Annotated in this window: 23 protein-coding genes and 1 pseudogene; 17 read left to right on the plus strand and 7 right to left on the minus strand. The window is 73.9% G+C overall.

What is annotated here, in order from left to right:
• The first annotated feature begins 162 nt into the window (after nucleotides 1-162).
• The 10 genes from AC3YO9_RS06605 (at nucleotide 163) to AC3YO9_RS06650 (ending at nucleotide 10,597) form a co-directional block, all read left to right on the plus strand.
• The gene (locus tag AC3YO9_RS06605) at nucleotides 163-1,053 is read left to right on the plus strand and encodes a tetratricopeptide repeat protein (RefSeq protein ID WP_241248944.1); all 891 of its coding nucleotides are present in this window, start codon (nucleotides 163-165) and stop codon (nucleotides 1,051-1,053) included.
• Nucleotides 1,050-2,045, plus strand: a complete 996-nt coding sequence (locus AC3YO9_RS06610) for an HAD-IIA family hydrolase (RefSeq protein WP_489982588.1) — start codon at nucleotides 1,050-1,052, stop codon at nucleotides 2,043-2,045. Before AC3YO9_RS06605 ends, AC3YO9_RS06610 begins: the two co-directional genes overlap by 4 nt.
• A gap of 38 nt (nucleotides 2,046-2,083) precedes the next feature.
• Nucleotides 2,084-2,290, plus strand: coding sequence for a hypothetical protein (locus AC3YO9_RS06615; RefSeq protein ID WP_127783765.1), 207 nt, complete (start codon nucleotides 2,084-2,086; stop codon nucleotides 2,288-2,290).
• 1 nt (nucleotide 2,291) lies between these two features.
• Nucleotides 2,292-3,122: a TlyA family RNA methyltransferase gene (locus AC3YO9_RS06620; RefSeq protein ID WP_127783764.1), complete on the plus strand. Its 831-nt coding sequence runs from the start codon at nucleotides 2,292-2,294 to the stop codon at nucleotides 3,120-3,122.
• 53 nt (nucleotides 3,123-3,175) lie between these two features.
• Nucleotides 3,176-4,093: an NAD kinase gene (locus tag AC3YO9_RS06625; RefSeq protein WP_127784885.1), complete on the plus strand. Its 918-nt coding sequence runs from the start codon at nucleotides 3,176-3,178 to the stop codon at nucleotides 4,091-4,093.
• A gap of 30 nt (nucleotides 4,094-4,123) precedes the next feature.
• Nucleotides 4,124-5,875 carry a DNA repair protein RecN gene (recN, locus tag AC3YO9_RS06630; protein ID WP_489982589.1) on the plus strand — a complete coding sequence of 584 codons (1,752 nt, stop codon included), beginning with the start codon at nucleotides 4,124-4,126 and terminating at the stop codon, nucleotides 5,873-5,875.
• Between the two features lie 78 nt (nucleotides 5,876-5,953).
• A complete protein-coding gene (gene steA, locus AC3YO9_RS06635; RefSeq protein ID WP_127783762.1) occupies nucleotides 5,954-7,138 on the plus strand; it encodes a putative cytokinetic ring protein SteA in 1,185 nt (394 codons plus the stop codon).
• The gene (locus AC3YO9_RS06640) at nucleotides 7,135-8,079 is read left to right on the plus strand and encodes a copper transporter (protein WP_489982590.1); all 945 of its coding nucleotides are present in this window, start codon (nucleotides 7,135-7,137) and stop codon (nucleotides 8,077-8,079) included. The genes steA and AC3YO9_RS06640 overlap by 4 nt, the downstream gene beginning before the upstream one ends.
• Before the next feature lie 162 nt (nucleotides 8,080-8,241).
• On the plus strand, nucleotides 8,242-9,957 hold the full coding sequence (pyrG, locus tag AC3YO9_RS06645; protein WP_127783761.1) for a CTP synthase: 1,716 nt from the start codon (nucleotides 8,242-8,244) through the stop codon (nucleotides 9,955-9,957).
• A 1-nt stretch (nucleotide 9,958) separates the two neighbouring features.
• Complete coding sequence (locus AC3YO9_RS06650) at nucleotides 9,959-10,597, plus strand: NUDIX domain-containing protein (RefSeq protein ID WP_489982591.1); 639 nt, start codon at nucleotides 9,959-9,961, stop codon at nucleotides 10,595-10,597.
• A 40-nt stretch (nucleotides 10,598-10,637) separates the two neighbouring features.
• Here the strand turns inward: AC3YO9_RS06650 and AC3YO9_RS06655 are convergent, their stop codons facing one another.
• The 7 genes from AC3YO9_RS06655 to AC3YO9_RS06685 form a co-directional block, all read right to left on the minus strand.
• Entirely contained in the window at nucleotides 10,638-11,132 is a 495-nt protein-coding gene (locus AC3YO9_RS06655) for a nucleoside deaminase (protein WP_489982592.1), read from the minus strand.
• Nucleotides 11,129-13,003 (minus strand): FtsX-like permease family protein, encoded by a 1,875-nt coding sequence (locus tag AC3YO9_RS06660; protein WP_489983431.1) that lies wholly within the window; start codon nucleotides 13,001-13,003, stop codon nucleotides 11,129-11,131. Before AC3YO9_RS06660 ends, AC3YO9_RS06655 begins: the two co-directional genes overlap by 4 nt.
• 5 nt (nucleotides 13,004-13,008) lie before the next feature.
• Nucleotides 13,009-13,779 (minus strand): ABC transporter ATP-binding protein, encoded by a 771-nt coding sequence (locus AC3YO9_RS06665; RefSeq protein WP_489982593.1) that lies wholly within the window; start codon nucleotides 13,777-13,779, stop codon nucleotides 13,009-13,011.
• A gap of 112 nt (nucleotides 13,780-13,891) precedes the next feature.
• Nucleotides 13,892-14,557 (minus strand): response regulator, encoded by a 666-nt coding sequence (locus tag AC3YO9_RS06670; protein ID WP_127783757.1) that lies wholly within the window; start codon nucleotides 14,555-14,557, stop codon nucleotides 13,892-13,894.
• A complete protein-coding gene (locus AC3YO9_RS06675; protein ID WP_489982594.1) occupies nucleotides 14,554-15,822 on the minus strand; it encodes a sensor histidine kinase in 1,269 nt (422 codons plus the stop codon). Before AC3YO9_RS06675 ends, AC3YO9_RS06670 begins: the two co-directional genes overlap by 4 nt.
• Nucleotides 15,823-15,863: 41 nt before the next feature.
• Nucleotides 15,864-16,511, minus strand: a complete 648-nt coding sequence (locus AC3YO9_RS06680) for a DUF1707 domain-containing protein (protein WP_489982595.1) — start codon at nucleotides 16,509-16,511, stop codon at nucleotides 15,864-15,866.
• 44 nt (nucleotides 16,512-16,555) lie between these two features.
• Nucleotides 16,556-17,248, minus strand: a complete 693-nt coding sequence (locus tag AC3YO9_RS06685; RefSeq protein WP_489982596.1) for an NINE protein — start codon at nucleotides 17,246-17,248, stop codon at nucleotides 16,556-16,558.
• 90 nt (nucleotides 17,249-17,338) lie between these two features.
• Between AC3YO9_RS06685 and xerD the strand changes: the two genes are divergently transcribed.
• The 7 genes and pseudogenes from xerD (at nucleotide 17,339) to der (ending at nucleotide 23,667) form a co-directional block, all read left to right on the plus strand.
• The gene (gene xerD / locus AC3YO9_RS06690) at nucleotides 17,339-18,292 is read left to right on the plus strand and encodes a site-specific tyrosine recombinase XerD (RefSeq protein ID WP_489982597.1); all 954 of its coding nucleotides are present in this window, start codon (nucleotides 17,339-17,341) and stop codon (nucleotides 18,290-18,292) included.
• Nucleotides 18,293-18,457: 165 nt separating this feature from the next.
• Nucleotides 18,458-19,354 carry a ParA family protein gene (locus AC3YO9_RS06695; protein WP_127783753.1) on the plus strand — a complete coding sequence of 299 codons (897 nt, stop codon included), beginning with the start codon at nucleotides 18,458-18,460 and terminating at the stop codon, nucleotides 19,352-19,354.
• Nucleotides 19,355-19,379: 25 nt separating this feature from the next.
• Complete coding sequence (locus AC3YO9_RS06700; RefSeq protein WP_241249917.1) at nucleotides 19,380-20,213, plus strand: segregation and condensation protein A; 834 nt, start codon at nucleotides 19,380-19,382, stop codon at nucleotides 20,211-20,213.
• Entirely contained in the window at nucleotides 20,210-20,800 is a 591-nt protein-coding gene (gene scpB / locus AC3YO9_RS06705) for an SMC-Scp complex subunit ScpB (RefSeq protein WP_489982598.1), read from the plus strand. The genes AC3YO9_RS06700 and scpB overlap by 4 nt, the downstream gene beginning before the upstream one ends.
• A 28-nt stretch (nucleotides 20,801-20,828) precedes the next feature.
• Nucleotides 20,829-21,557 (plus strand): annotated as a pseudogene (locus AC3YO9_RS06710) (pseudouridine synthase); the annotation flags it as partial.
• A 17-nt stretch (nucleotides 21,558-21,574) separates the two neighbouring features.
• A complete protein-coding gene (gene cmk / locus AC3YO9_RS06715; protein ID WP_489983432.1) occupies nucleotides 21,575-22,249 on the plus strand; it encodes a (d)CMP kinase in 675 nt (224 codons plus the stop codon).
• Nucleotides 22,246-23,667 (plus strand): ribosome biogenesis GTPase Der, encoded by a 1,422-nt coding sequence (der, locus tag AC3YO9_RS06720; RefSeq protein ID WP_489982599.1) that lies wholly within the window; start codon nucleotides 22,246-22,248, stop codon nucleotides 23,665-23,667. Before cmk ends, der begins: the two co-directional genes overlap by 4 nt.
• The last annotated feature ends 9 nt before the right edge of the window (nucleotides 23,668-23,676 follow it).

The raw sequence follows: 23,676 nt of genomic DNA on the forward strand, positions 1-23,676 counted from the left end.
CAGCGCCGATGGTACTGCACCCGACAGGGTGTGGGAGAGTAGGACGCCGCCGAACATCATTTGCACCACCACGAAAGGGGACCCCATAACCGGGGTCCCCTTTCGTGCGTTCACGACCCTCATCTGCACAGCGCATGCTTCACAGTCAGGAAGGAATCCCTCGTGGGAAACACGCCCGACAGCTCGGGACGCCGCTCGTTCGACGGCCCGCGGGGAGGTCGTGACCGGTCCACGTCCGGCCGGCCCACCGGTTCAGGCGGCGCCCGCCACGACCGGGGCGCCCGTCCACGCCCGGGATCGGGCTCCGACGAGCGCCGCACCCCCCGTCCCCCCGAGCCTCCGCTGCCCGAGGACGTCGACGTGAAGCTGCTCGACCCCGACGTGCGCCGCGACCTGCTCAGCCTGGACAAGTCCAACGCGGAGAAGGTCGCCATGCACCTGGTGATGGCAGGCACGCTCGTGGACGAGGATCCCGAGCGAGCCCTGCTGCACGCCCGCGCCGCGCGCGGCCGGGCCGGCCGCGTGGCCGTGGTGCGGGAGGCCGCCGGCATCGCCGCGTACCACGCGGGGGAGTGGGCCGAGGCGATCGCCGAGCTGCGCGCCGCCCGACGCATGGCTGGTGGGCCCGGCTTGGTGGCCGTCCTCGCCGACTGCGAGCGTGCCCTGGGACGTCCCGAGCGTGCACTGGAGCTGGCCCGCTCCGACGAGGCCCGTCAGCTGACCGGGGAGGCCGCCGAGGAGCTGCGCATCGTGGCCGCCGGTGCCCGTCGTGACCTGGGTCAGCTCGACGCCGCGGTGGTGATGCTGCAGACCCCGGAGCTTGATCCCACCCGCACGGGTTCGGCCGCGGCGCGGTTGTTCTACGCCTACGCCGACGCGCTGCTGGCTGCCGGTCGCACCGACGACGCCATCCGCTGGTTCATGCAGGCGGCCACCGCGGACGAGGACGGCGAGACCGATGCCGAGGACCGCGCGGCTGCGCTGGGCGCGGGCGGCGAGGGCGCCGGATCTGGGGAGAAGATCGGGGACCTGGAGGGGGACGAGGACCAGTGAGCACCCTGCGGGCGGGTTTCGACGCCCTGCTGGTCGACCTGGACGGCACGGTCTACGCCGGACCCACCGCCATTCCGGGCGCGGTGGACGCGCTGAGCAAGAGCGAGCAGCGAGTCCTCTACGTCACCAACAACGCCAGCCGGGCTCCGGGCGACGTGGCTGAGCACCTGCGCGAGCTGGGCCTGCCCGCCGAGGACGCCGACGTGGTGACCAGCGCGCAGGCCTCGGCCGGTCTGCTCGCCGAGCAGCTGCCCGCCGGTGCCGCCGTGCTGGTGGTGGGCACCGAGGCACTGGCCGCGGAGATCCGCGAGCGGGGGTTGGTACCCGTGCGCGAGCTGGCCGCCGGCCCCGCAGCCGTGGTGCAAGGGCACTCCCCGGAGACCGCCTGGCCGATCCTGGCCGAGGCGGCGCTGGCCATCCGGGGCGGCGCGGTGTGGGTGGCTGCCAACCTCGACCCCACGCTGCCCTCCGACCGCGGCCTGCTGCCCGGCAACGGCTCGATGGTCGCGGTGCTGCGCTCGGCCACCGACACCGAGCCCCAGGTGGCGGGCAAGCCTGCCCCGCCGATCATGCGCGACGCGGTGGCACGTGCCCGTGCCCAGCACCCCCTGGTGATCGGCGACCGGCTGGACACCGACATCGCCGGCGGGCGCGCCGCCGAGCTGCCCACCCTGCTGGTGATGACCGGGGTGAGCACCGCGCTGGACGTGCTGCGCGCCGACGCCACGGAACGCCCGGACTACCTCGCCGGTGACCTGTCCGCGCTGGACCGTCCGGCCACCGACGCGGCCATCGGCCCGGTCGACGGCTGGGCTGCCCGCCTCGAGGGCGACTCCCTCGTCGTGGCCTGCGACGACCCCGCCGCCAACCCCTGGGACGGGCTCCGCGCGGCGTGCCCGGTGGCCTGGCAGGGTGGCGCGGTCGTCACCGTCACTGCCGAGGGAGCCGGCGCCGAGGCAGCGCTGCGAGCGTGGGGCGTCACCACCGCCTAGCCCGTCGGCGGTCAGAGCCATCCGATAGCGTGGACGCGGTGAACAGCACGGCTCCACGCCCCGGTCCGAGCCGGGTAGACCCCGCAGCCATCACGGCGGACGTGGATGCGGTGCTCGCCTCCCAGCCTCGCCCGGACGGGCCGCACGCACCCGAGGATTCCTCGCCCGCGGCGGCGCAGCTGCACGAGCTGGAGGCTTTGCACCAGCGCCTCGCCGCCGCCCTCGCCACGATCGACAAGGCCTGACGTGGCCCGGCGCGCCCGAGTGGACGCCGAACTGGTACGGCGCGGTCTGGCCCGCTCCCGCGAGCACGCGGTGGAGCTGATCAACGCCGGCCGGGTCCGCATCTCCGGCACCGTGGCCACCAAGCCCGCCACCGCCGTGGAGGCGGGCACCCCGCTGCTGGTCACCGAGGTGGCCGACGAGCAGCAGTGGGCCTCCCGTGGTGCGCACAAGCTGCTCGGTGCGCTGGAGGCGTTCACCCCCGCCGGCTTGACCATCGAGGGTCGCCGCTGCCTGGACGCCGGGGCCTCCACCGGGGGGTTCACCGACGTGCTGCTGCAGCGCGGCGCCCGCGAGGTGGTCGCCGTCGACGTCGGTTACGGCCAGCTGGTGTGGCGGCTGCAGAGCGACGACCGCGTGCACGTGCACGACCGGACCAACGTCCGCAGCCTCACCCCCGACCAGATCGGCGGCGGCGTGGACCTGGTGGTGGCTGACCTGTCCTTCATCTCGCTCAAGCTGGTGCTGCCCGCGCTGGTCGCCTGCGTGCACCCCGGCGCTGACCTGCTGCCCATGGTCAAGCCCCAGTTCGAGGTGGGCAAGGACCGGGTGGGTGCCGGTGGGGTGGTGCGCGATCCTGAGCTGCGCACCGAGGCGGTGCTGGACGTGGCACGCACGGCCGCCGGCCTCGGGCTGCAGACCAAGGGAGTGGTGGCCAGCCCCCTGCCCGGGCCGTCGGGAAACGTGGAGTTCTTCCTGTGGTTGCATGCCGCTTGCACCGATGCTGCCACCACCGTCGATACTGACGCGGTGGAAACCATGGTGCGACAGGCTGTAGCGGCAGGCCCCCAGTGAGCACCTCCCCAGCGAGCACCTCGGCGGTGCGGACGGTGGAGGGTGCCGCGCAGCTGCGGCCGGAGCCGGCCGCGGAGCGCGAGGTGCTGCTGGTGGTGCACACCGGCCGCGCCGAGACCACCGGCCCCGCCGAGCGGGTGGCAGCCCGGCTGACCGAGGCCGGCATCCACATCCGCGTGCTGGTGGAGGAGACCGAGGACCTGGCGCTGCCCAGCGTGCTCGGCGCCCACGCCGTCGCCGCGGGGGAGACCGCCGCCGCCGGGGTGGAGCTGGTGCTGGTGCTCGGCGGTGACGGCACCATCCTGCGCGCCGCGGAGCTGGCCCGGTCGGTGGGCGTGCCCGTGCTGGGCATCAACCTCGGCCGCGTCGGCTTCCTCGCCGAGGCCGACCCCGATGACCTGGAGACCGCGCTGGACGCGGTGGTCTCCCGCAGCTACCGCGTGGAGGAGCGGATGACCCTCGACGCCGCCGTCATCGTGGAGGGCGTCGTGGTCAGCCGCAGCTGGGCGCTGAACGAGGCCAGCGTGGAGAAGACCACCCGCGGCGGCATCCTGGACGTGGTCCTGGAGGTGGACGACCGTCCGGTGTCCGGCTTCGGCTGCGACGGCGTGCTCTTCTCCACCCCCACCGGCTCCACCGCCTACGCCTTCTCCGCCGGCGGCCCGGTGATGTGGCCGGACGTGGAGGCGCTGCTGGTGGTGCCCAGCAACGCCCATGCCCTGTTCGCCCGGCCGCTGGTGGTCAGCCCCACCTCGGTGGTGGCCCTGGAGGTCGACGCCGGCGGTCCGCCCGCGGTGCTGTGCTTCGACAGCCGCCGCATCCTGCCGCTGCCCGCCGGTGCGCGGGTGGAGGTGGTGCGCGGCGAGCGCCCGCTGCGACTGGTCCGCTTCGACGACGCCTCGTTCACCGACCGCCTGGTGCACAAGTTCAGCCTGCCGGTGCAGAGCTGGCGCGGACGTCACCAGGGCTGAGCTGTCGGTGCCGCGGGCTAGGGTGGGCGCGTGCTGGCGGAGATGCGTATCCAGGGCCTTGGCGTCATCGCCGAGGCCAGCGTGGAGCTGCACCCGGGTTTGACGGTGCTCACCGGTGAGACCGGGGCCGGCAAGACGATGGTGGTCACCGGGCTGCACCTGCTCAGCGGTGCCCGCGCCGATCCCTCCCGGGTGCGCACCGACACGCCCAAGGCGGTGGTGGAGGGCCGCTTCCTGCTCACCGAGGCCGCCGGAGCCGCTGCCGCCGAGGTCGCCGAGGGCGCCGGGGCCGACTCCGACGACGACGGCAGCGTGATCGCGGTGCGCACGGTCAGTGCCGACGGCCGCTCCCGCGCCCACCTCGGCGGGCGCAGCGTGCCCGCCGGGGTGCTCAGCTCCTTCACCGAGCCGCTGCTGGCGGTGCACGGGCAGAACGACCAGCTGCGGCTGCAGCGCAGCGACCAGCAGCGCGCCGCCCTGGACCGATCGGCGGAGAGCACGGTGGCACCGCTGCTCAAGACCTACCGGGCGCTGCGCACCGAGTGGCTGCAGGTGAGCAGCGAGCTGGCCGAGCGCACCAGCCGCTCCCGCGAGCTCGCCCGCGAGGCCGACCAGCTGCGGATGGGCCTGGCCGAGATCGCCGACGTCGCGCCCAGCCCCGGCGAGGACGTCGAGCTCAGCCGCGCGGTGCGCCGCCTGGGCGACCTGGACGTGCTCCGGGAGGGCTCGGCCGACGCGCAGGCGGCACTGATGGGCAGCGACGACGGCGAGTCCGGCGGTGCCCTGGGCCTGATCGGGCAGGCCCGCGCCCGGATGGCCGCGTGCGAGGACGAGGTGCTGCAGGCCCAGGCCCAGCGGCTGGACGCGGTGCAGGCCGTGCTCACCGACATCGGCGGCGAGCTCAGCGCCTACCTGGCCGAGCTGCCCGCCGACCCCGGCGAGCTGGACACGGTGCTCACCCGCCAGGCCCAGCTCAAGGCGCTCACCCGCAAGTACGCCGCCGACGTGGACGGGGTGCTGGAGTGGGCCGAGCAGGCCACCCGGCGGCTGTCGGAGGTGGACGTCTCCGAGGACACCCTCATCGAGCTGGCGCGGCGCCGGGACGAGCTGGCCGCGGAGGTGACCGCTGCGGCGGCCAAGCTCAGCGCCGCCCGCCGCAAGGCCGCCACCAAGCTGGCCAAGGCGGTCTCCACCGAGCTCACCGGGCTGGCGATGGGTCAGGCCGAGCTGCACGTGCACGTCGGGGTGCGCCCCGCCGCCGACAACGACCCGGCCGCGCTGGTGGTGGACGGGGCCCGGGTGCACGCCGGGGACTCGGGCGTGGACGAGGTGGAGCTGCGGCTGGCCGCCCACCAGGGCGCCCCCGCGCTGCCCATCGGGCGCAGCGCCTCCGGCGGCGAGCTCTCCCGGGTGATGCTGGCCCTGGAGGTGGTGCTGGCCAAGGCCGACACCACCGCCACCCTGGTCTTCGACGAGGTGGACGCCGGCGTCGGTGGCCGCGCCGCGGTGGAGGTGGGCAAGCGGCTGGCCCGCCTGGCCCGCACCCACCAGGTGATCGTGGTGACCCACCTGCCGCAGGTGGCCGCCTTCGCCGACCGGCACCTGGTGGTGGACAAGCTGACCAGGGGCGGCACCGTCACCGTCAGCGGAGTGCGCACCCTCGACCAGCCGGAGCGGGTGGCCGAGCTGGCGAGAATGCTTGCCGGGCTTGAGGACACCGAGACCGGCAAGGCACACGCGGAGGAGCTGCTGGCCACCGCGGCCGCGGCCCGCGACGCCTGAGAACCGCCGGTCGGGCGGGGCCTGCCGCTGCGGCGCGCCTCCACCGGCAGGCCATAGTGGCCAGTCATCATCAAGGTCATGAAGATCACCGGCCTGCTCAGTCGCTCCCAGGAGGTCCTACCGGGCGTCGAAGGAGTGGCCAGGATCGACCGAAACACCCCGCGGCTGCTGCGTCGGATCGGACCGGGTGACATCGCTGTCCTCGACGAGATGGACCTGGACCGGGCCACCGCTGACGCGCTGGTCAACGCCGAGGTCGCCGGGGTGGTCAACGCCGCGCCCTCCATCTCCGGCCGCTACCCCAACCTCGGGCCCGAGGTGCTGGTGGGGGCGGGCATCCCGCTCGTGGACAGCGTGGGCGGCGAGGTGTTCCGGCGGGTCAAGGACGGCGCCAAGCTGCGCCTGAACGAGGGCTCGCTCTACGCCGGCGAGAAGGAGCTGGCGCAGGGCTCCGAGCAGAGCCAGGAGTCGGTGGCCGACCTGATGGTCGAGGCCAAGACCGGCCTGGTCGACCAGCTGGAGGCGTTCTCCGGCAACACCATCGAGTTCATCCGCCGGGAGAGCTCGCTGCTGCTGGACGGCGTCGGTGTGCCCGAGATCCAGGTGGAGATGCGTGACCGGCACGTGGTGGTGGTCAGCAACGGCTACGACCACGCCGAGGACCTCAAGCGGCTCAAGCCGTTCATCAAGGAGTACGGCCCCATCCTGGTGGGCGTGGACGGCGGGGCCGACGCGCTGGTGGCCGCCGGCTACACCCCGGACCTCATCGTGGGCGACCCCGACGGCATCGGCACCGAGACCCTCAAGTGCGGCGCCCAGGTGGTGCTGCCCGCGCACTCCGACGGCCACGCCCCCGGCCTGGAGCGCATCCAGGACCTGGGCATCGGCGCCATGACCTTCCCGGCCTCGGGCTCCAGCGAGGACCTCGCGCTGCTGCTGGCCGAGCACAACAACGCCTCGCTGATCGTCAGCGTCGGCTCGCCGGCCACCCTGCACGAGTTCCTGGACAGCGGCCGCCGCGACTCCAACCCCTCCACGTTCCTCACCCGCCTGAAGGTCGGCTCCAAGCTGGTCGACGGCAAGGCGGTGGCCACGCTGTACCGCAGCCGGGTCTCGGCCGGCACGGTGCTGCTGCTGGTGCTCGCCGCGCTCGCCGCCATCGTGGTGGCGCTGCTGGTGTCCGACGCCGGCCAGGTGTACCTCGACAACGCGGTGGACCTCTGGGACCGCTTCTACGACTGGGTCAAGGGGCTGCGCGAATGATCACCCTGCGTCACCACATCATCTCGATCGCCGCCGTGTTCCTGGCCCTGGCGCTGGGCCTGGTGCTGGGCTCCACCTCGGTGTCCAACGGGCTGCTCTCCGGGCTGCGCGACGACAAGAGCGGGCTGCAGCAGAACGTCCGGGCCCTGGAGACCGAGCGCAACGCCCTGCGCGAGCAGCTCAACGCCGCCAACGGCTTCGACACCGCGGTGGCGCCGCTGGCGCTGCGCTCGGTGCTCACCCAGCGCAGCGTGGTCATCTTCACCGCACCCGACGCCAGCTCCGCCGACCGGGACGCGCTGGTGCGCCTCATCGCCGACGCCGGCGGCTCGGTGGCCGGCCAGGTGGCCCTCACCCCGGCGTTCGTGAACCCGGCCAACGCCGACCAGGTGCGCTCCACCATCACCAACGTCATCCCGGCCGGGGTGCAGCTGCCCACCGGCTCGGTGGACTCCGGCAGCCTGGCCGGCTCGCTGCTGGGCTCGGTGCTGCTGCTGGACGCCACCACCGCCAAGCCGCGCACCACCCCCGCCGAGCTGGCCGTGGCCGTGCAGGCCCTGCAGGCCGCCGGGTTCGTCGGCAACGGCGGACCCACCCCCACCGCCGGACAGCTCGGCCTGGTGCTCACCGGGGGAGCGGTCACCGGCGACGGCGCCGGGGACCGCGCCTCCACCATCGCCCGCTTCGCCGCCGCGCTGGACCGCAGCAGCGCCGGCGTGGTGCTGGCCGGGCGCACCGGCTCGGCCGAGGGCAACGGCCCCCTGGGGGTGGCCCGCGCCGACGTCGACGTGACCGCCGCGCTGACCACCGTGGACAACGTGGACACCGCCGCCGGACAGATCACCGCCGTGCTGGGGCTGCAGGAGCAGCTGGACGGCCGCGCGGGCCGCTACGGCACCGCGGGCAACGCCCAGGGCATGACGGTGCCCACCCAGGGCTGAGCCGCCCCGCCCAGAACCACCGCCGCCGCCCCCTCGAGTGATCATCTCGAGGGGGCGGCGGCGGCACGTGGGGGCCCGCGCGTGTTAGCGTGGGGTTCCGTGAGTCACGGCCGTTTCTTGCCGGCACCGAGTGACACCGCACCTCATCTCACGGGAGCCTCTTTGCCTCAGTCACGTCAGAACGCCCACCACGCAAAGCACATCTTCGTCACCGGCGGTGTTGCTTCCTCACTGGGCAAGGGTCTGACCGCCTCCAGCCTGGGGCAGCTCCTCACGTCGCGCGGCCTGCGCGTGACGATGCAGAAGCTGGACCCCTACCTGAACGTCGACCCCGGCACCATGAACCCGTTCCAGCACGGTGAGGTCTTCGTCACCGAGGACGGCGCCGAGACCGACCTCGACGTCGGCCACTACGAGCGCTTCCTGGACCGGGACCTGCCCAGCTGGGCCAACGTCACCACCGGCCAGGTGTACTCCAGCGTCATCGCCAAGGAGCGTCGCGGGGAGTACCTGGGCGACACCGTCCAGGTCATCCCGCACATCACCGACGAGATCAAGTCCCGGATCACCGCCATGAGCGGCCCGGACCTGCAGGGTCACACCCCGGACGTGGTGATCACCGAGATCGGTGGCACCGTCGGCGACATCGAGTCGCTGCCCTTCCTGGAGGCGGCCCGCCAGGTCCGCCACGAGGTGGGCCGGGACAACGTGTTCTTCCTGCACGTCTCGCTGATCCCCTACCTGGCGCCCTCCGGCGAGCTCAAGACCAAGCCCACCCAGCACTCGGTGGCGTCGCTGCGCAACATCGGCATCCAGCCCGACGCGCTGGTGCTGCGCGCCGACCGGGAGATCCCGGACGGCCTCAAGCGCAAGATCTCGCTGATGTGCGACGTGGACCAGGACGGCGTGGTCTCCTGCCCCGACGCGCCCTCCATCTACGACATCCCCAAGGTGCTGCACACCGAGGGCCTGGACGCCTACGTGGTGCGCCGGCTGGGCCTGCCCTTCCGCGACGTGGACTGGACGGTGTGGTCGGACCTGCTCAAGCGGGTGCACGAGCCCGAGGAGCACGTCCGCATCGCGGTGGTGGGCAAGTACATCGACCTGCCCGACGCCTACCTGTCGGTCACCGAGGCGCTGCGCGCCGGCGGCTTCGCCCACCGCGCGAAGGTGAAGATCGTCTGGGTGCCCTCCGACGACTGCCAGACCGAGGCCGGTGCCTCCGCCGCGCTGTCACAGGTCGACGGGGTGCTGGTGCCTGGCGGCTTCGGCGTGCGGGGTATCGAGGGCAAGCTCGGCGCCATCCGCTACGCCCGCACCCGGGGTATCCCGCTGCTGGGGCTGTGCCTGGGCCTGCAGTGTGTGGTGATCGAGGCCGCGCGCAACCTGGCCGGCCTGGACGACGCCAACTCCAGCGAGTTCGACCCGGACACCACGCACCCGGTGATCTCCACCATGGCCGACCAGACCGAGATCGTGGCCGGCGAGGCGGACATGGGCGGCAGCATGCGCCTGGGCGCCTACCCGGCCAAGCTGGACAAGGGCTCGGTGGTGGCCGCGGCGTACGGCAGCACCGAGGTCTCCGAGCGGCACCGCCACCGCTACGAGGTGAACAACGCCTACCGCAAGCAGCTGGCCAAGGCCGGGCTGCGCTTCAGCGGCACCTCCCCGGAGGGCACCCTGGTGGAGTTCGTCGAGCTGCCCGCCGAGGTGCACCCGTTCTTCGTGGCCACCCAGGCGCACCCGGAGCTGAAGAGCCGGCCCACCCGGCCGCACCCGCTGTTCGCGGCGTTCATCCGCGCGGCCATCGACTACGAGGCGGCCGAGCGGCTGCCGGTCGAGCTGACGCACCGCGAGTCGGCCACCTCGGCGTCCTGAGGTGAGCGAGCCGGGAGCCCACGACTTCAGCGTGGCCGACAGCCAGGTGGTGTACCGCGGGGCCATCCTGGCGCTGCGTGCCGACCAGGTGCGCATGCCGGGCGGGGACACCTCCACCCGCGAGGTGGTGGAGCACCACGCCAGCGTGGCCGTGGTGGCGCTCGACGACGCCGACCAGGTGGTGCTCATCCACCAGTACCGGCACCCGCTGGGCCGGCGGCTGTGGGAGCTGCCCGCCGGCCTGCTGGACGTGGTGGACGAGGAGCCGCTGCCCGCGGCCCAGCGCGAGCTGGCCGAGGAGGTGGGCCTGGCTGCGCAGCGCTGGTCGGTGCTGGTGGACATCGACCCGTCGCCGGGCTTCTGCGACGAGTCCATGCGGGTGTACCTGGCTGAGGGGCTCAGCGAGGTGGACCGCCCGGACCCGGAGCACGAGGAGGCCGACCTGGTGGTGCAGCGGGTCCCGCTGGTTGATGCCGTGCGCCGGGTGCTCTCCGGCGACATCGTGAACTGCGCGGCGGTCAGCGGGTTGCTGGCGCTGTCGGCGGCCCGGGCCACCGGCACGCCGCTGCGCACGCCGGACGCGGAGTGGACCGACCAGTCGTTCGCGCTGCTCCGCCGGGGCGAGGCCGCGCACAGCTAGAACCTGGGTGCACAGCTAGACCCTGGGTGCTGCCCGCCCGTCAGCGACGACCCCGCTGGCGGGCGTGCAGGGCCCGGACCTGCTCGGCGAGCGAGGCGACCGGGCCCGCCACCGGCAGCCCCGGAACCACCGTGGTGATCGGCAGCGGGGCGACCGGGGCGGCCGGCTCCGCCCACTCGGTGAGCCAGTCCGACAGCTGGGCGGAGCTGGCGGCGAAGACGATTCGCCCCAGCCCCACCCACCCGTGCGCCCCCGCACACATCGGGCAGTGCTCGCCGGAGGTGTAGACGGTGCAGCCGGCGCGCTCCTGCGGGCTCAGGTGCGCGGCTGCCCACCGCGCGATCTCGATCTCCGGGTGCCGGGTGGCGTCGCCGCCGCCCACCCGGTTGCGGTCCTCGAAGCGCACGCGGCCCTCGCCGTCGACGAGCACCGACCCGAACGGCTCGTCGCCGTCGGCGAGTGCCTCGGTGGCCAGCTCGACGCAGCGCTGCAGGTGCACGAGCTCGACGGGGGACGGGTCGTAGAGCTGGGTCATGTGGCTGACCCTAGCGAGGGCACCTGCGGGCGCTGGCCCACGGCGCGGGCGACCACCGGGACGACGGTCAGCAGCGGGATGAGCAGCACCGCCGCGCTCAGCGCGCCGTAGGTGGCCAGGTCCACCGGCGGCACCGCCGGGCCCAGCAGTCCGACGCTGACACCCAGGACCGCGGGGAGCACGGTGGCCGTGCCGATCAGCCACGCCACCACCCCGGTGACCAGCGCCTCCACCCCGGCCATCGCGACCAGCTGTCGGCGGGTGGCGCCGGTGCGCCACAGCAGCACCAGCTCGGCCCGCCGCCCAGCGGTGGTGAGCACCAGGGCGTTGGCGGCGGCCACGCCCACGAAGGCCAGCAGCAGGAGCAGCAGCATCGTGGACAGCTCGCGCTGGCCGCCACCGGCGGCCACCACGGCGTCCACGTGCTCCTGCTCGCCCTGCACGGTCAGCCCGAGGCCGGCGACGGCGGGCCCGACGCCGGCGTCGCTGGTGCGCAGCAGCACCGTGTCCGGCGGGACGTCCACGCCGTGCGAGGCGGGGGTGCCCTGGCCGGTGAGGTAGTCGCCGAAGCCCAGGCCACGGTCGTACACCGCGACCACGGTGGCCACCGTGAGCTCACCACCGGCCCACCGGATCGCGATGGTGTCGCCGAGGCCCTTGCCGGTGTCCAGGCGGGCGTCGCGGCTGATGGCGACGGTGTCGGTGCGGTCCAGGCCGGCCAGGTCGCCGTCCACCACCCCGGGGTCGAGCGTCGCCGCGACGCCGCCGGCAGGCAGGGCCCGCACCGGCACGGGCTCCCAGCCCAGGGCGCCGAGCCACCCGCTCTCGTCGTCGGTGCGCACCTGGGCGGGCACGGAGGCCAGCGGGGTGGCCACCTCCACGCCCGGCACGGCGGTGAGCTGGTGTCGCTCGAGGTCCGTGCCGGTGACCACCAGGTCCGCGTGCAGCCCGTCGGCGAGCTGCTGGGCGCCCGCGACCACCATGGTGTCGTCGATGGTGGCCTGCACGGTGCCGACCCCCAGGGCCAGCGCCAGCGGCACCACCACCGTGGTCAGCCGCCGGGAGAAGCCGCGGGTGTTGGCCAGCGCCAGCTGCGTGGCCGGTCCGCCGCGGCGACCGATGCGGTGCAGCACCCACGCCACCAGCACCGGACCGGCCAGCGCCGCTGCCCCGATGAGCAGGAACGCCGAGACCGCGGCCGTGGCGCTGCCCAGGGCGCCGGGCACGGCCACCGGGCTCAGCGCTGCGGCCAGGCCCACCGCCGCCACGACGATCGCGCTGGTCCGACGAATGCGGCCGATGCCGACCGGCTCGACGACGCTGTCGCCGATGGCCGCCGTGGGTGCGGCACGCAGGGTGCCGCGGGTGGCCAGCCGCGCGGCGAGCCAGGCCACCGGCAACAGGAACACGAGGGCCCCGAGCACCGGCAGGGGGGAGAGCGTCAGCTGGAAGTCCGGGTCGACCATCTGGGACGAGGCCAGCAGCGGGGTCAGGGAACGCACCGCGACCAGGCCGACCAGCGCGCCCACCGGTGCTGCCACCAGCGTGACCAGACCGGTCTCCCGGCTGACCAGGCTGCGGATCTGCCCCCGCGTCGCCCCCACCGCGCGCAGCAGCGCGAAGTCCCGCTGGCGCTGGCGCAGGGCGAGGGAGACGGTGGCGGCGACCACGAAGACCACCAGCACGGTCGCGGTCCCGGTGAACGAGCTGGCCAGGACGACGAGGAACCCGGCGTCGCCGCCGGAGCGGAGACCGGACTCGATCAGCACGCCGGTGCCGGAGAGCAGGACCCCGGCCAGGGCCAGCACCACGAACGGTCCAACCAGGCTCGGCAGGTGCGCGGCGGCACCGGAGCGGGCGAGGCGCCACATCGCGCTCACCGCTCCAGCCCGAGCATGCGCTCGGCGACCGTCTTGGCCGTCGGATTGGCGAGCTGGTCGACCAGGCGTCCGTCGGAGAGGAACAGCACCTGCTCGGCGGTGGCGGCCACTGCGGCGTCGTGCGTCACCACCACCACGGTCTGCCCGAGCTGGTGGGCGGTGTCGCGGAGCAGCGTCAGCACCGCGGTACCGGTGCGGGTGTCCAGCGCACCGGTGGGCTCGTCGGCGAAGACGACCGTCGGCCGGGAGAACAGGGCCCGGGCGATGGCGACCCGTTGGGCCTGTCCGCCGGAGAGCTCACCCGGGCGGCGGTCGGCCATCCCGGCCAGGCCGACGGCGTCCAGCAGCTCCGCCTGCCAGTCGCGGTCTGGCTCGCGCCCGGCCAGCATCACCGGCAGCTGGATGTTGTCGGCCACGCTGAGGTGTGGCACGAGGTTGTAGGCCTGGAAGACGAAGCCGACGTGGTCGCGGCGGAACCGGGTGAGCGCGTCGGGGGCGAGGGCGCTGATGTCGCGCTCACCGACGGTGACCCGGCCGCGGGTCGGGACGTCGAGCCCGGCGGCGCAGTGCAGCAGGGTGGACTTGCCCGACCCCGAGGGGCCCATCACGGCGGTGAAGGAGCCAGCGTCCAGGGTGAGCGAGACACCGCGCAGGGCGTGCACCGCCCCCGAGGCACCGGTGTGCTGCTTGTGGACGTCGACGAGCCGCAGCGCGGCGGCGGTGATGCGGTCCGGCAGTGGTTGCCGGGCGGTGGTGGAGGCGGTCATCGCAGGTCTCCTCGGTCGCAGGATGGGCACCTGTCGAACCTAGGAATTCCTGCGCGGCGTCTCGAGCGCCGTGGGAGGGGGATCGCGACGTTGCATCCTTCGATGCAAGCGCTCACTCGGGGACGGCCACGACCTTGTTCTGGTAGGCCCACACCGCGGCCTGCAGGCGGGAGCGGACGCCGAGCTTGGGCATCATCCGGGCCAGGTGGGACTTCACCGTGGAGGTCTCCAGCACCAGGGTGGCGGCGATCTCGTCGTTGGACAACCCCTGGGCGAGCAGCAACAGGATGTCCAGCTCGCGGGCGGTGAGCAGCTCCGAGGCGCGTCCGGCGGTGACGGGGACGATCTCGCGGCGGGTGACCACCTCGCGCAGCACCCGCTTGGTGAGGCTGTCGTCGAGGGTGCCGTTGCCGCGCGCGACCGACCGCACCGCGGCGACCAGCACCTCCGGCTCGGCGTCCTTGAGCAGGAAGCCCGATGCCCCGGCCTCCAGCGCCCCGAAGAGGTACTCGTCCACGTCGAAGGTGGTGAGCACCAGCACCGGCACCGGGTGGGCCACCCCGGGCCCGCACAGCTCTCGGGTGGCGCTGATGCCGTCCTGGCCGGGCATCCGGATGTCCATGCAGACCACGTCCGGGCGCAGCGCGCGGGCGGCGTCCACCGCCTCGTGGCCGTCCGCGGCGACGGCGACGACCTCGAGGTCGGCCTCGGCGTCCAGCAGGGTCCGCAACCCGGCGCGCACCAGCGCCTGGTCGTCGGCGATCACCACCCGGATCATGCGTCCTCCGCCGCGAGCGCGTCCGCCCGGTGCGGCTCCCGGGGCATCCGGAGGCTCACCTGCCACCCACCGTCGGCGGTGGCGCCGACGTCGAGGCTCGCCCCGGTGAGCTCGGCGCGCTCCCGCATCCCGACGATGCCGAACCCGGCACGCCGCCCGTCGGCCGGGGCCGGGGCCGGGCCTGCCGGGCCGTTGTGCGCCGTCACCAGCACGGCGTCGGGGTCGCGGTTGTCGATGGTGACCTCGGTGCGTGCACCGGGGGCGTGCCGCGCGGCGTTGGCGAGGGCCTCCTGCGCCATCCGGTAGGCCCCCAGCTGGGCGAGCGGGCCGACGCCCTCACCCAGCGGCCGCGTCCCGGCCAGCACCGTCAGTCCCACGTCCCGGCCCGCGGTGGTGACGTCGTCGACGAGCGCGGCGATGCCCGCCAGCGACTCGGGCCGCACTCGGCCGGGGTCGGCTGCGGGGGCATCGTCCTCGCGGAGCAGGCCGACCAGGCTGCGCAGGTCCCGCAGCACGGCGGTGCTCTGCGCCCGCACCTGCGCCACCGCGGCCTTGGCGCCAGCGGGGTCGGAGTCGATCTGGGTGCCGATCGCCGCGGTCATGACGGCGATGCCGGAGAGGTGGTGGGCGGCGATGTCGTGCAGCTCGCGGGCCATCGCCGTGCGCTCGCGGGCGACGGCAGCCTGCACCAGCGCGCCGTGCTCCCGCTCGAGGGCGGCCGCCCGGCTCTCCCGGGCCAGGCGAGCCTCGCGGCGCGCCGCCACCACCACCGCCACCCCCAGGGGGAGGGCCACGGTGCTGAGGCCCTGCAGCAGCCCCAGGCCCACCGACGGCGCCACCGGCTCGCCGCTGCCCAGGCTGCTGGCCAGCGTGCCGGCACCGGCGAGCAGCGCCGCCGCGACGAAGGTGGGCCAGGACCGGGACAGCGGCTGGGCGAGCCCGAGGGTGTAGGCCGCGACCAGGGTGGCCAGCTGGGCCAGCCCGACCGCGTCACCGAGGCCGCAGAGCCCGCACAGCACCATCCCGAGGGCGACGACGAGCAGGATGGCTCGCGGTGCCACCTGACGCCACAGCAGCGCGGTGGCCTGCAGCGCCAGCGTGACCGCACCCAGCAACCACGCGGTGGTCGACGGAACGGGCAGCACCACGCCGGCCTCGGGGGCGACGGTGGTGGCGACGGCAGCAGCGACCAGCGCGGTGAGCGCGAGCGCCCCGGTGCCCAGCGCGACCCGCCGGTCGAGGGTGGCACTGCCTCGGCGACTCACGAGCGGCACGCTACCGCGAGGACCAGCCGACCTGGCCCTGCCTAGCGCAGCGGACGGCCGCGGCGGTCGGAGACGAACCCGGTGAGCATGAGGATGCCGTCGATGACGCCCCACAAGATGACCAGCGGCGCCAGGGTGCCCTGCGACAGCACCGTGATGAGCAGCTGGGCCGTGCCCACGCCGTAGTGGCCGGTGTAGAAGCGGCCGATGCCCAGGCAGCCCAGCACGATCTGCAGCGTTCCCGCCGTCACCCGCACCTTGTCGGAGCAGGGGCGGCCGGTGCGCGGGTCCACGCCGTAGGGGGCACTGGGCTGTCCGCCGTGGCCCGGCGCGGGGTACCCGTAGGCGCCGCTTCCCGCCGGGGGCGCCGCGAAGCCGGGGAAGCGCGGTGGCGCAGGGGGTGCGGGCGCGGCGGCAGGGGCGCCCCAGTACGGCGGCGCGAGCTCGCCGTGGCCCAGGTGGTCCGGCCCGCCGAGCGCGCCGAGCACCCGCGGGTGTGGCTGGGGCAGGTCGGAGAACAGCTCCCACAGGTCCTTGCGGGTGCGTGCAGCGGTGGCGGCGTTGAGCCGGTCCTGGTACTCCGCGTAGTCCAGCCGGCCGGCGACGAAGTGCTGGCCGAGCACCTGCTGGGCGTCGTGGCGCTCGGCGTCGTCCGTGCGCATGAGCCCGGGGTCCGGCGAAGCACTCATGCCTGCACTCTAGGCGCGCCGACAAGCCCAGGCCGGTCAGCGGCTCAGCCGCGCAGCGGGCGTCCCTGCGGGTCGGTGACCTTGCCGGTGAGCATCAGGATGCCGTCGACCAGGCTCCAGACGCCGCAGCCGCCGCAGGTGAGCAGCTGGGCCACCGCGATGCCGGTGTGGCCGGTGTAGAAGCGGCCCACGCCGAAGCCGCCCAGGAACAGCTGGAGCAGGCCGGCGGTGAGCTTCTCCTTGTCGGAGAACGGCACTCCGCTGAGCGGATCGACGCCGTAGGGGGCGCCCGCCGCGGGTCGCGGGTAGCCGGCCGGTGCCGGCTGGCCGTAGGGGCCGGGCTGGCCGTAGGCACCGGGCTGGCCGTAGGGGCCCGGCTGGGCCGGACCGGGCTGGCCGTAAGGGCCCGGCTGGGCCGGACCGGGCTGGCCGTAGGGACCCGGTTGCGCCGGACCGGGCTTGTTGTAGGGGCCGGGCTGGGCAGGTCCCGGCTGACCAGGTCCCGGCTGGCCGGGGGAGTGCTGGCCGCCCAGGGAGATCGGGTAGGGGTGCGGCAGGTCGTTGAACAGCTCCCGCAGCTCGTCCACCGTGGCCGCGGTGGCGGCGGTGCCCATCCGGTCGGAGTACTGGTCGGCGGTCATCCGTCCCTGGGCGTAGTGCTGGCCCAGCAGGGCGCGCGTCTCGTCTCGCTGGTTGTTGGTGACTGGGGATGAACCGTCGTTGCCTGGCTGGGTCATGTGCGCACAATATCGTGGTCAAAGCCACTGAGGGGGTTGCAGTTCCGACGCGCGCAGGGTGGGTCGCCCCAGGTGAGCCAGGTGGAGAGGATGCTGAGCGCCGTGCCCGAACCGTCCGCTCCCCTCACCGTCCAGGTGCAGACCTACCTGGACCACCTGGCGGTGGAGCGCGGCAGCGCCCGCAACACCTTGGAGTCCTACCGCCGCGACCTGCGCCGGTACTGCCAGCACCTGGCCAACCGCGACGTCACCGACCTCGCCGCGGTGCAGGAGCAGGACGTCACCGCCTTCGTCCGCGCGCTGCGCACCGGCGACGCCGAGCACGGGGTGCCGCCGCTGGCCGCCTCCTCCGCCGCCCGGGCGCTGGTGGCCGCCCGGGGGCTGCACCGCTTCGCCGCCAGCGAGGGCATCACCACCGTGGACGTGGCCCGGGAGGTGCGCCCGCCCAGCGGGCCGAAGCGGCTGCCCAAGGCGCTGGCGGTGGACCAGGTGCTGGCCCTGCTGGACGCCGCGAGTGGCTCGGGGGAGGCGGCCGGACCCCGCCAGCTGCGCGACCGGGCGCTGCTGGAGCTGCTGTACTCCACCGGCGCCCGCATCTCCGAGGCGGTGGGCCTGGACGTGGACGACGTGGACACCGAGTCGCGCACCGTGGTGCTGGCGGGCAAGGGCGGCAAGCAGCGGCTGGTGCCGGTGGGCCGCCCTGCCCTGGACGCGCTGCAGTCCTACCTGGTGCGGGGGCGCCCGGCGCTGGTCTCCCGGGCCGGGCCCGCGCTGTTCCTCAACGCCCGCGGCGGCCGGCTGTCCCGGCAGAGCGCGTGGCAGGTGCTGCAGACCGCCGCCGAGCGCGCCGGCATCACCACCGACGTCTCCCCGCACACCCTGCGGCACTCCTTCGCCACCCACCTGCTCGACGGCGGCGCCGACGTCCGGGTGGTGCAGGAGCTGCTGGGTCACGCCTCGGTGACCACCACGCAGGTGTACACGATGGTGACGGTGGACGGGCTGCGCGAGGTGTGGGCCGGCGCGCACCCCCGCGCCCGCTAGGCCCGGCAGGGGAGCCCGCAGCCTCCGCCAGGGGCCCAGAGCGCGGTGTACCGGCACGAATGCAGCGTCTCGTGGGCGGGGCGCGTTGCTTGCGCACACCATCGACTCCTAGGCTCGTGCCGGCAACAACGCCGCACTGCAACAGCGAAGGGCAGGCACCCCACCGTGTCGACACCGCAGGCCAACCCCCCGGGGGCAGCTCCTCAGGCGTCCGACGCGACGGGCGCCGACGTCCCGCTCGGCCCCACCGGCCGCCCGCGCCGCGAGATCCCCGAGCCGCCGCCGCTGAGCAGCCACGGCCCGGCCACCGTGCTGGCCATGTGCAACCAGAAGGGTGGCGTCGGCAAGACCACGTCCACCATCAACCTGGGTGCTGCGCTGGCGGAGTGCGGCCGCAAGGTGCTGCTGGTGGACCTCGACCCGCAGGGCGCGCTGTCGGCCGGCCTCGGCCTGGCCCACCACGACCTCGACCTCACCGTGCACAACCTGCTGGTGGAGCCGCGCGCCGCCGTGGACGACGTGCTGGTGCAGACCAAGATCGAGGGCGTCGACCTGCTGCCCAGCAACATCGACCTCTCCGCCGCGGAGATCCAGCTGGTCAACGAGGTGGGCCGCGAGCAGACCCTGGGCCGCGTGATGCGCCAGGTGGTCGACCGCTACGACTACATCCTCATCGACTGCCAGCCCTCGCTGGGCCTGCTCACCGTGAACGCGCTGGCCTGCGCCGACGGCGTGGTCATCCCGATGGAGTGCGCGTACTTCAGCCTGCGCGGGCTGGCGCTGCTCAACGACACCATGGAGAAGGTCCGCGACCGGCTCAACCCGCGGCTGGTGCTGTCCGGGATCTTGGTGACCATGTTCGACGCCCGCACCCTGCACGCCCGGGAGATCATGTCCCGCGTGGTGGAGGTGTTCGGCGACACCGTCTACGACACGGTGATCAACCGGACGGTGAAGTTCCCGGAGACCTCGGTGGCGGGGGAGTCCATCCTCACCTGGGCCTCCAGCTCGCCCGGCGCGGCGGCCTACCGCCAGCTGGCCCGCGAGGTCATCGCTCGGTGAGACCGTGAGCACCGACCTCGGGCAGCTGCGGGACGTGGCGCCCGAGCCCGGCGTCGGTGCTCGGCCCGGCTCCACCGCCCCGTTCACGGTGCGGCTGACCAACTTCGAGGGCCCGTTCGACCTGCTGCTGCAGCTGATCACGCAGCGGCGGATGGACGTCACCGAGGTGGCGCTGCACCAGGTGACCGACGACTTCATCGCCCACACCCGGCTGCTCGGCGAGCGGGCCGGGCTGGAGGAGACCACCGAGTTCCTGGTGGTGGCCGCGACGCTGCTGGACCTCAAGACCGCCCGGCTGCTGCCCGCCGGTGACGTGGAGAACGCCGAGGACCTGGCCCTGCTGGAGGCCCGCGACCTGATCTTCGCCCGGCTGCTGCAGTACCGCGCCTACAAGCAGGTCGCCGCGATGTTCGCCGAGCTGGAGCGGGCCGCGCTGCGCCGCTACCCCCGCTCGGTGGCGCTGGAGGACCGCTTCTCGGCGCTGCTGCCGGAGGTGCTGCTGGGCGTGGACCCGCAGCGCTTCGCCGAGGTGGCCGCCGCGGTGTTCCGCCCCGCACCACCGCCGCCGGAGGTCAGCCTGGCGCACCTGCACACCCCGCAGGTGTCGGTGCCCGAGCAGGCGGCGCTGCTGCTGGAGCGCCTGCGCGCGGCGGGCGGGCAGCGGTGGACGGCGTTCGGGGAGCTGGTGGCCGACTGCGAGTCCACGGTGCAGGTGGTGGCCCGGTTCCTGGCGCTGCTGGAGCTGTACCGGGAGGCGGCGGTGATCTTCGACCAGGACGAGGCGCTGGGCCCGCTGCTGGTGCAGTGGTCGGGGCAGGCCGTGGTGACCGTGGACGAGCTGGGAGAGGACTACGGGTGAGCACCCCCGAGCACGAGCAGGATCTGGACGAACAGGGCCTGGACGAGCAGGAGCTGGAGTCGGCGCTGGAGGCGCTGCTGCTGGTGGTGGACGCCCCGGCGTCGGAGCAGGTGCTGGCCTCGGCGGTGCAGGAGCCGGCCGAGCGGGTGCGCGCCAGCCTGGAGCGGATGGCGGCGGCGCTCACCGCGCGGGGCAGCGGGATGGACCTCCGTAGAATCGGAGACGGATGGCGACTGTTCACCCGCGACGTGCACGCCCCCTACGTGGAGCGGCTGCTGCTCGACGGTGCCCGCAGCCGCCTGACCCGAGCGGCTTTGGAGACCTTGGCAGTGGTGGCATACCGTCAACCCCTGACCCGTGCCCGCATCGCTGCGGTACGGGGGGTGAACGTGGACGGTGTGGTACGCACCTTGCTGGCGCGCGGTCTGCTGACCGAGGCCGGCATCGACGCGGACACCCACGCGACCCTGTACTCGACGACCGAGCTGTTCCTGGAGCGACTCGGGCTGTCGTCGCTGGCGGAGCTGCCTCCGCTGGCGCCATTGCTTCCCGAAGTGGACCTGATCGACATGGATGAGAATGCCTGAGCACGAGAACGACCAGATCGACCCCCGCGGCATCCGGCTGCAGAAGGTGCTGGCCCAGGCCGGTATTGCCTCCCGACGCGCGGCCGAGGAGATGATCGCCGAGGGGCGCGTCGAGGTCGACGGCAAGACCGTGACCACGCAGGGCCGCCGCATCGATCCCCGCAACGCCATCGTCAAGGTGGACGGCGAGCGGGTGATGGTCACCGAGGACCTGGTGCACCTGGCGCTGAACAAGCCCAAGGGCATGCAGTCGACCATGAGCGACGACCTGGGCCGCCCCTGCGTGGGCGACCTGGTGGCCGAGCGGGTGGCCGCCGGGCAGCGGCTGTTCCACGTCGGGCGCCTGGACGCCGACACCGAGGGCCTGCTGCTGCTCACCAACGACGGTGACCTTGCGCACAGGCTGATGCACCCGTCCTACGAGGTGCCCAAGACCTACCTGGCCGACATCGACGCCCCCATCGCCAAGGACGTGGGCAAGCGCCTGCGCGAGGGCGTGGAGCTGGAGGACGGCCCGGCCAAGGTCGACTACTTCGGCGTGGTGGACGTGTGGGAGGGCAAGGCTCTGGTGAAGGTGGTCCTGCACGAGGGCCGCAAGCACATCGTCCGCAACATGCTGGAGGCCGTGGGCCACCCGGTGCGCCGCCTGGTGCGCACCGACATCGGCCCGCTCAAGCTGGGTGAGCAGCGCCCCGGCTCGCTGCGCGTGCTCAACCGCGGCGAGGTCGCCGGCCTGTACAAGGTGGTCGGCCTGTGAGCGGTCCCGTCATCGCCATGGACGGCCCCTCCGGCACCGGCAAGTCCACCGTGGCGCGGCGCCTGGCCACCGACCTGGGTGCGCAGTACCTGGACACCGGCGCGATGTACCGCACGGCCACCCTGCAGGTGCTGCGCGCGCACGTCGACCTGGGTGACCCGGACGCCATCGACGCCGCCACCACCACGCTGGCGCTGCGCTCGGGCACCGACCCCGCCCACCCCACGGTGCAGCTCGGTGACGAGGACGTGTCCGCGGAGATCCGCGGTGCCGCCGTGACGCAGGCGGTGTCGGCGGTCTCCGCCGTGCCCGCGCTGCGCGTGCGGCTGGTGGCGCTGCAGCGGGAGATCGTCCGCCAGGCCCCGCGCGGCATGGTGGTGGAGGGCCGCGACATCGGCACCGTGGTGCTGCCCGACGCCGACCTGAAGGTGTACCTGACCGCCTCGGCGGAGGACCGCGCGCAGCGCCGGGCCACGCAGGACGCCGCCGAGGGCCGGCCCAGCGACTACGAGGCGGTGCTGGCCGACGTCCAGCGCCGCGACCACCTGGACTCCACCCGGGCCACGTCGCCGCTGCGTCCCGCAGAGGACGCCGTCACCGTGGACACCAGTGGACACAGCATCGACGAGGTACTCACCCGGCTCCGTGCCCTGGTGGCATCGACGAGCCGAACAGAAGGAGCAACACAGTGAGCGAGGAGGGCCTGGTCTCCGGAGACGGCATCTGGCTGGACGAGACCGACTGGGAGGTGGCCGCCGAGGACTTCGGCGACGAGCACGGCCCAGACGAGGCAGTCCCCACCCTGGCGGTGGTCGGACGGCCGAACGTCGGCAAGTCGACGCTGGTCAACCGCATCATCGGCCGCCGCGAGGCCGTGGTGCAGGACGTCCCCGGCGTCACCCGCGACCGGGTGTCCTACGACGCCAGCTGGAACGGTCGGCGCTTCACCGTGCAGGACACCGGCGGCTGGGAGCCCGACGCCAAGGGGCTGCAGAAGTCGGTGGCCGCGCAGGCCGAGATGGCGATGAAGACCGCCGACGCGGTGCTGCTGGTGGTGGACGCCGTGGTCGGCGCCACCGCCACCGACGAGGCCGTGGCCCGGGTGCTGCGGCGCGGCAAGATCCCCGTGCTGCTGGCCGCCAACAAGGTGGACGACGAGCGCACCGAGAGCGAGGCGGCCGCACTGTGGTCGCTGGGGCTGGGCCAGCCGTACCCGGTGAGCGCCACGCACGGCCGCGGCACCGGTGACCTGCTGGACGAGATCCTGGCGGTGCTGCCGCACACCCCGCGGGAGAGCGACCCCGTGGTGGGCCCGCGTCGGGTGGCGCTGGTGGGCAAGCCCAACGTGGGCAAGTCCAGCCTGATCAACAAGCTCTCCGGCGACGAGCGCTCGGTGGTGCACGACGTCGCCGGCACCACGGTGGACCCGGTGGACTCCCTGGTGGAGCTGGGCGGGCAGGTGTGGCGCTTCGTGGACACCGCGGGGCTGCGCAAGCGCGTGAGCCACGCCAGCGGCGCGGAGTTCTACGCCTCGCTGCGCACCCGCTCGGCCATCGAGGCCGCCGAGGTGGCGGTGCTGCTGATCGACGCCTCCGAGCCCATCAGCGAGCAGGACCTGCGGGTGCTGAGCATGGTGGCCGACGCCGGGCGCGCGCTGGTGCTGGCGTTCAACAAGTGGGACCTGGTGGACGAGGACCGCCGGCACATGCTGGAGCGGGAGATCGACCGCGACCTGGCCCGGGTGCCGTGGGCGCAGCGGGTGAACATCTCCGCGATGACCGGGCGCAGCATCGCCAAGCTGGTGCCGGCGCTGCGGCAGTCGCTGGAGTCGTGGGACAAGCGCATCCCCACCGGGCAGCTGAACACGTGGCTGTCGGAGGTGGTGGCCGCGACGCCGCCGCCGATGCGCGGGGGACGGCTGCCCCGGGTGCTGTTCGCGACGCAGGCGGCCACCCGGCCGCCGACGTTCGTGCTGTTCACCACGGGCTTCCTGGAGGCCGGCTACCGCCGCTTCCTGGAGCGCAAGCTGCGCGAGACGTTCGACTTCACCGGTAGCCCGGTGCGGGTGAACGTGCGGGTGCGGGAGAAGCGCGACCGCAAGAAGCGCTGATCTCGCTGG

Source organism: Rhodococcus sp. Z6_132 (genome assembly GCF_058133635.1).

Excerpts from the sequence above, each read along its gene's own strand:
- AC3YO9_RS06660 (WP_489983431.1), bottom strand. The coding sequence starts at position 13,003 with ATGTGGCGCCTCGCCCGCTCCGGTGCCGCCGCGCACCTGCCGAGCCTG.
- xerD (WP_489982597.1), top strand. The coding sequence starts at position 17,339 with ATGCTGAGCGCCGTGCCCGAACCGTCCGCTCCCCTCACCGTCCAGGTG.
- AC3YO9_RS06665 (WP_489982593.1), bottom strand. The coding sequence starts at position 13,779 with ATGACCGCCTCCACCACCGCCCGGCAACCACTGCCGGACCGCATCACC.
- AC3YO9_RS06640 (WP_489982590.1), top strand. The coding sequence starts at position 7,135 with ATGATCACCCTGCGTCACCACATCATCTCGATCGCCGCCGTGTTCCTG.
- AC3YO9_RS06680 (WP_489982595.1), bottom strand. The coding sequence starts at position 16,511 with ATGAGTGCTTCGCCGGACCCCGGGCTCATGCGCACGGACGACGCCGAG.
- steA (WP_127783762.1), top strand. The coding sequence starts at position 5,954 with ATGAAGATCACCGGCCTGCTCAGTCGCTCCCAGGAGGTCCTACCGGGC.
- AC3YO9_RS06670 (WP_127783757.1), bottom strand. The coding sequence starts at position 14,557 with ATGATCCGGGTGGTGATCGCCGACGACCAGGCGCTGGTGCGCGCCGGG.
- cmk (WP_489983432.1), top strand. The coding sequence starts at position 21,575 with ATGGACGGCCCCTCCGGCACCGGCAAGTCCACCGTGGCGCGGCGCCTG.
- AC3YO9_RS06685 (WP_489982596.1), bottom strand. The coding sequence starts at position 17,248 with ATGACCCAGCCAGGCAACGACGGTTCATCCCCAGTCACCAACAACCAG.
- AC3YO9_RS06655 (WP_489982592.1), bottom strand. The coding sequence starts at position 11,132 with ATGACCCAGCTCTACGACCCGTCCCCCGTCGAGCTCGTGCACCTGCAG.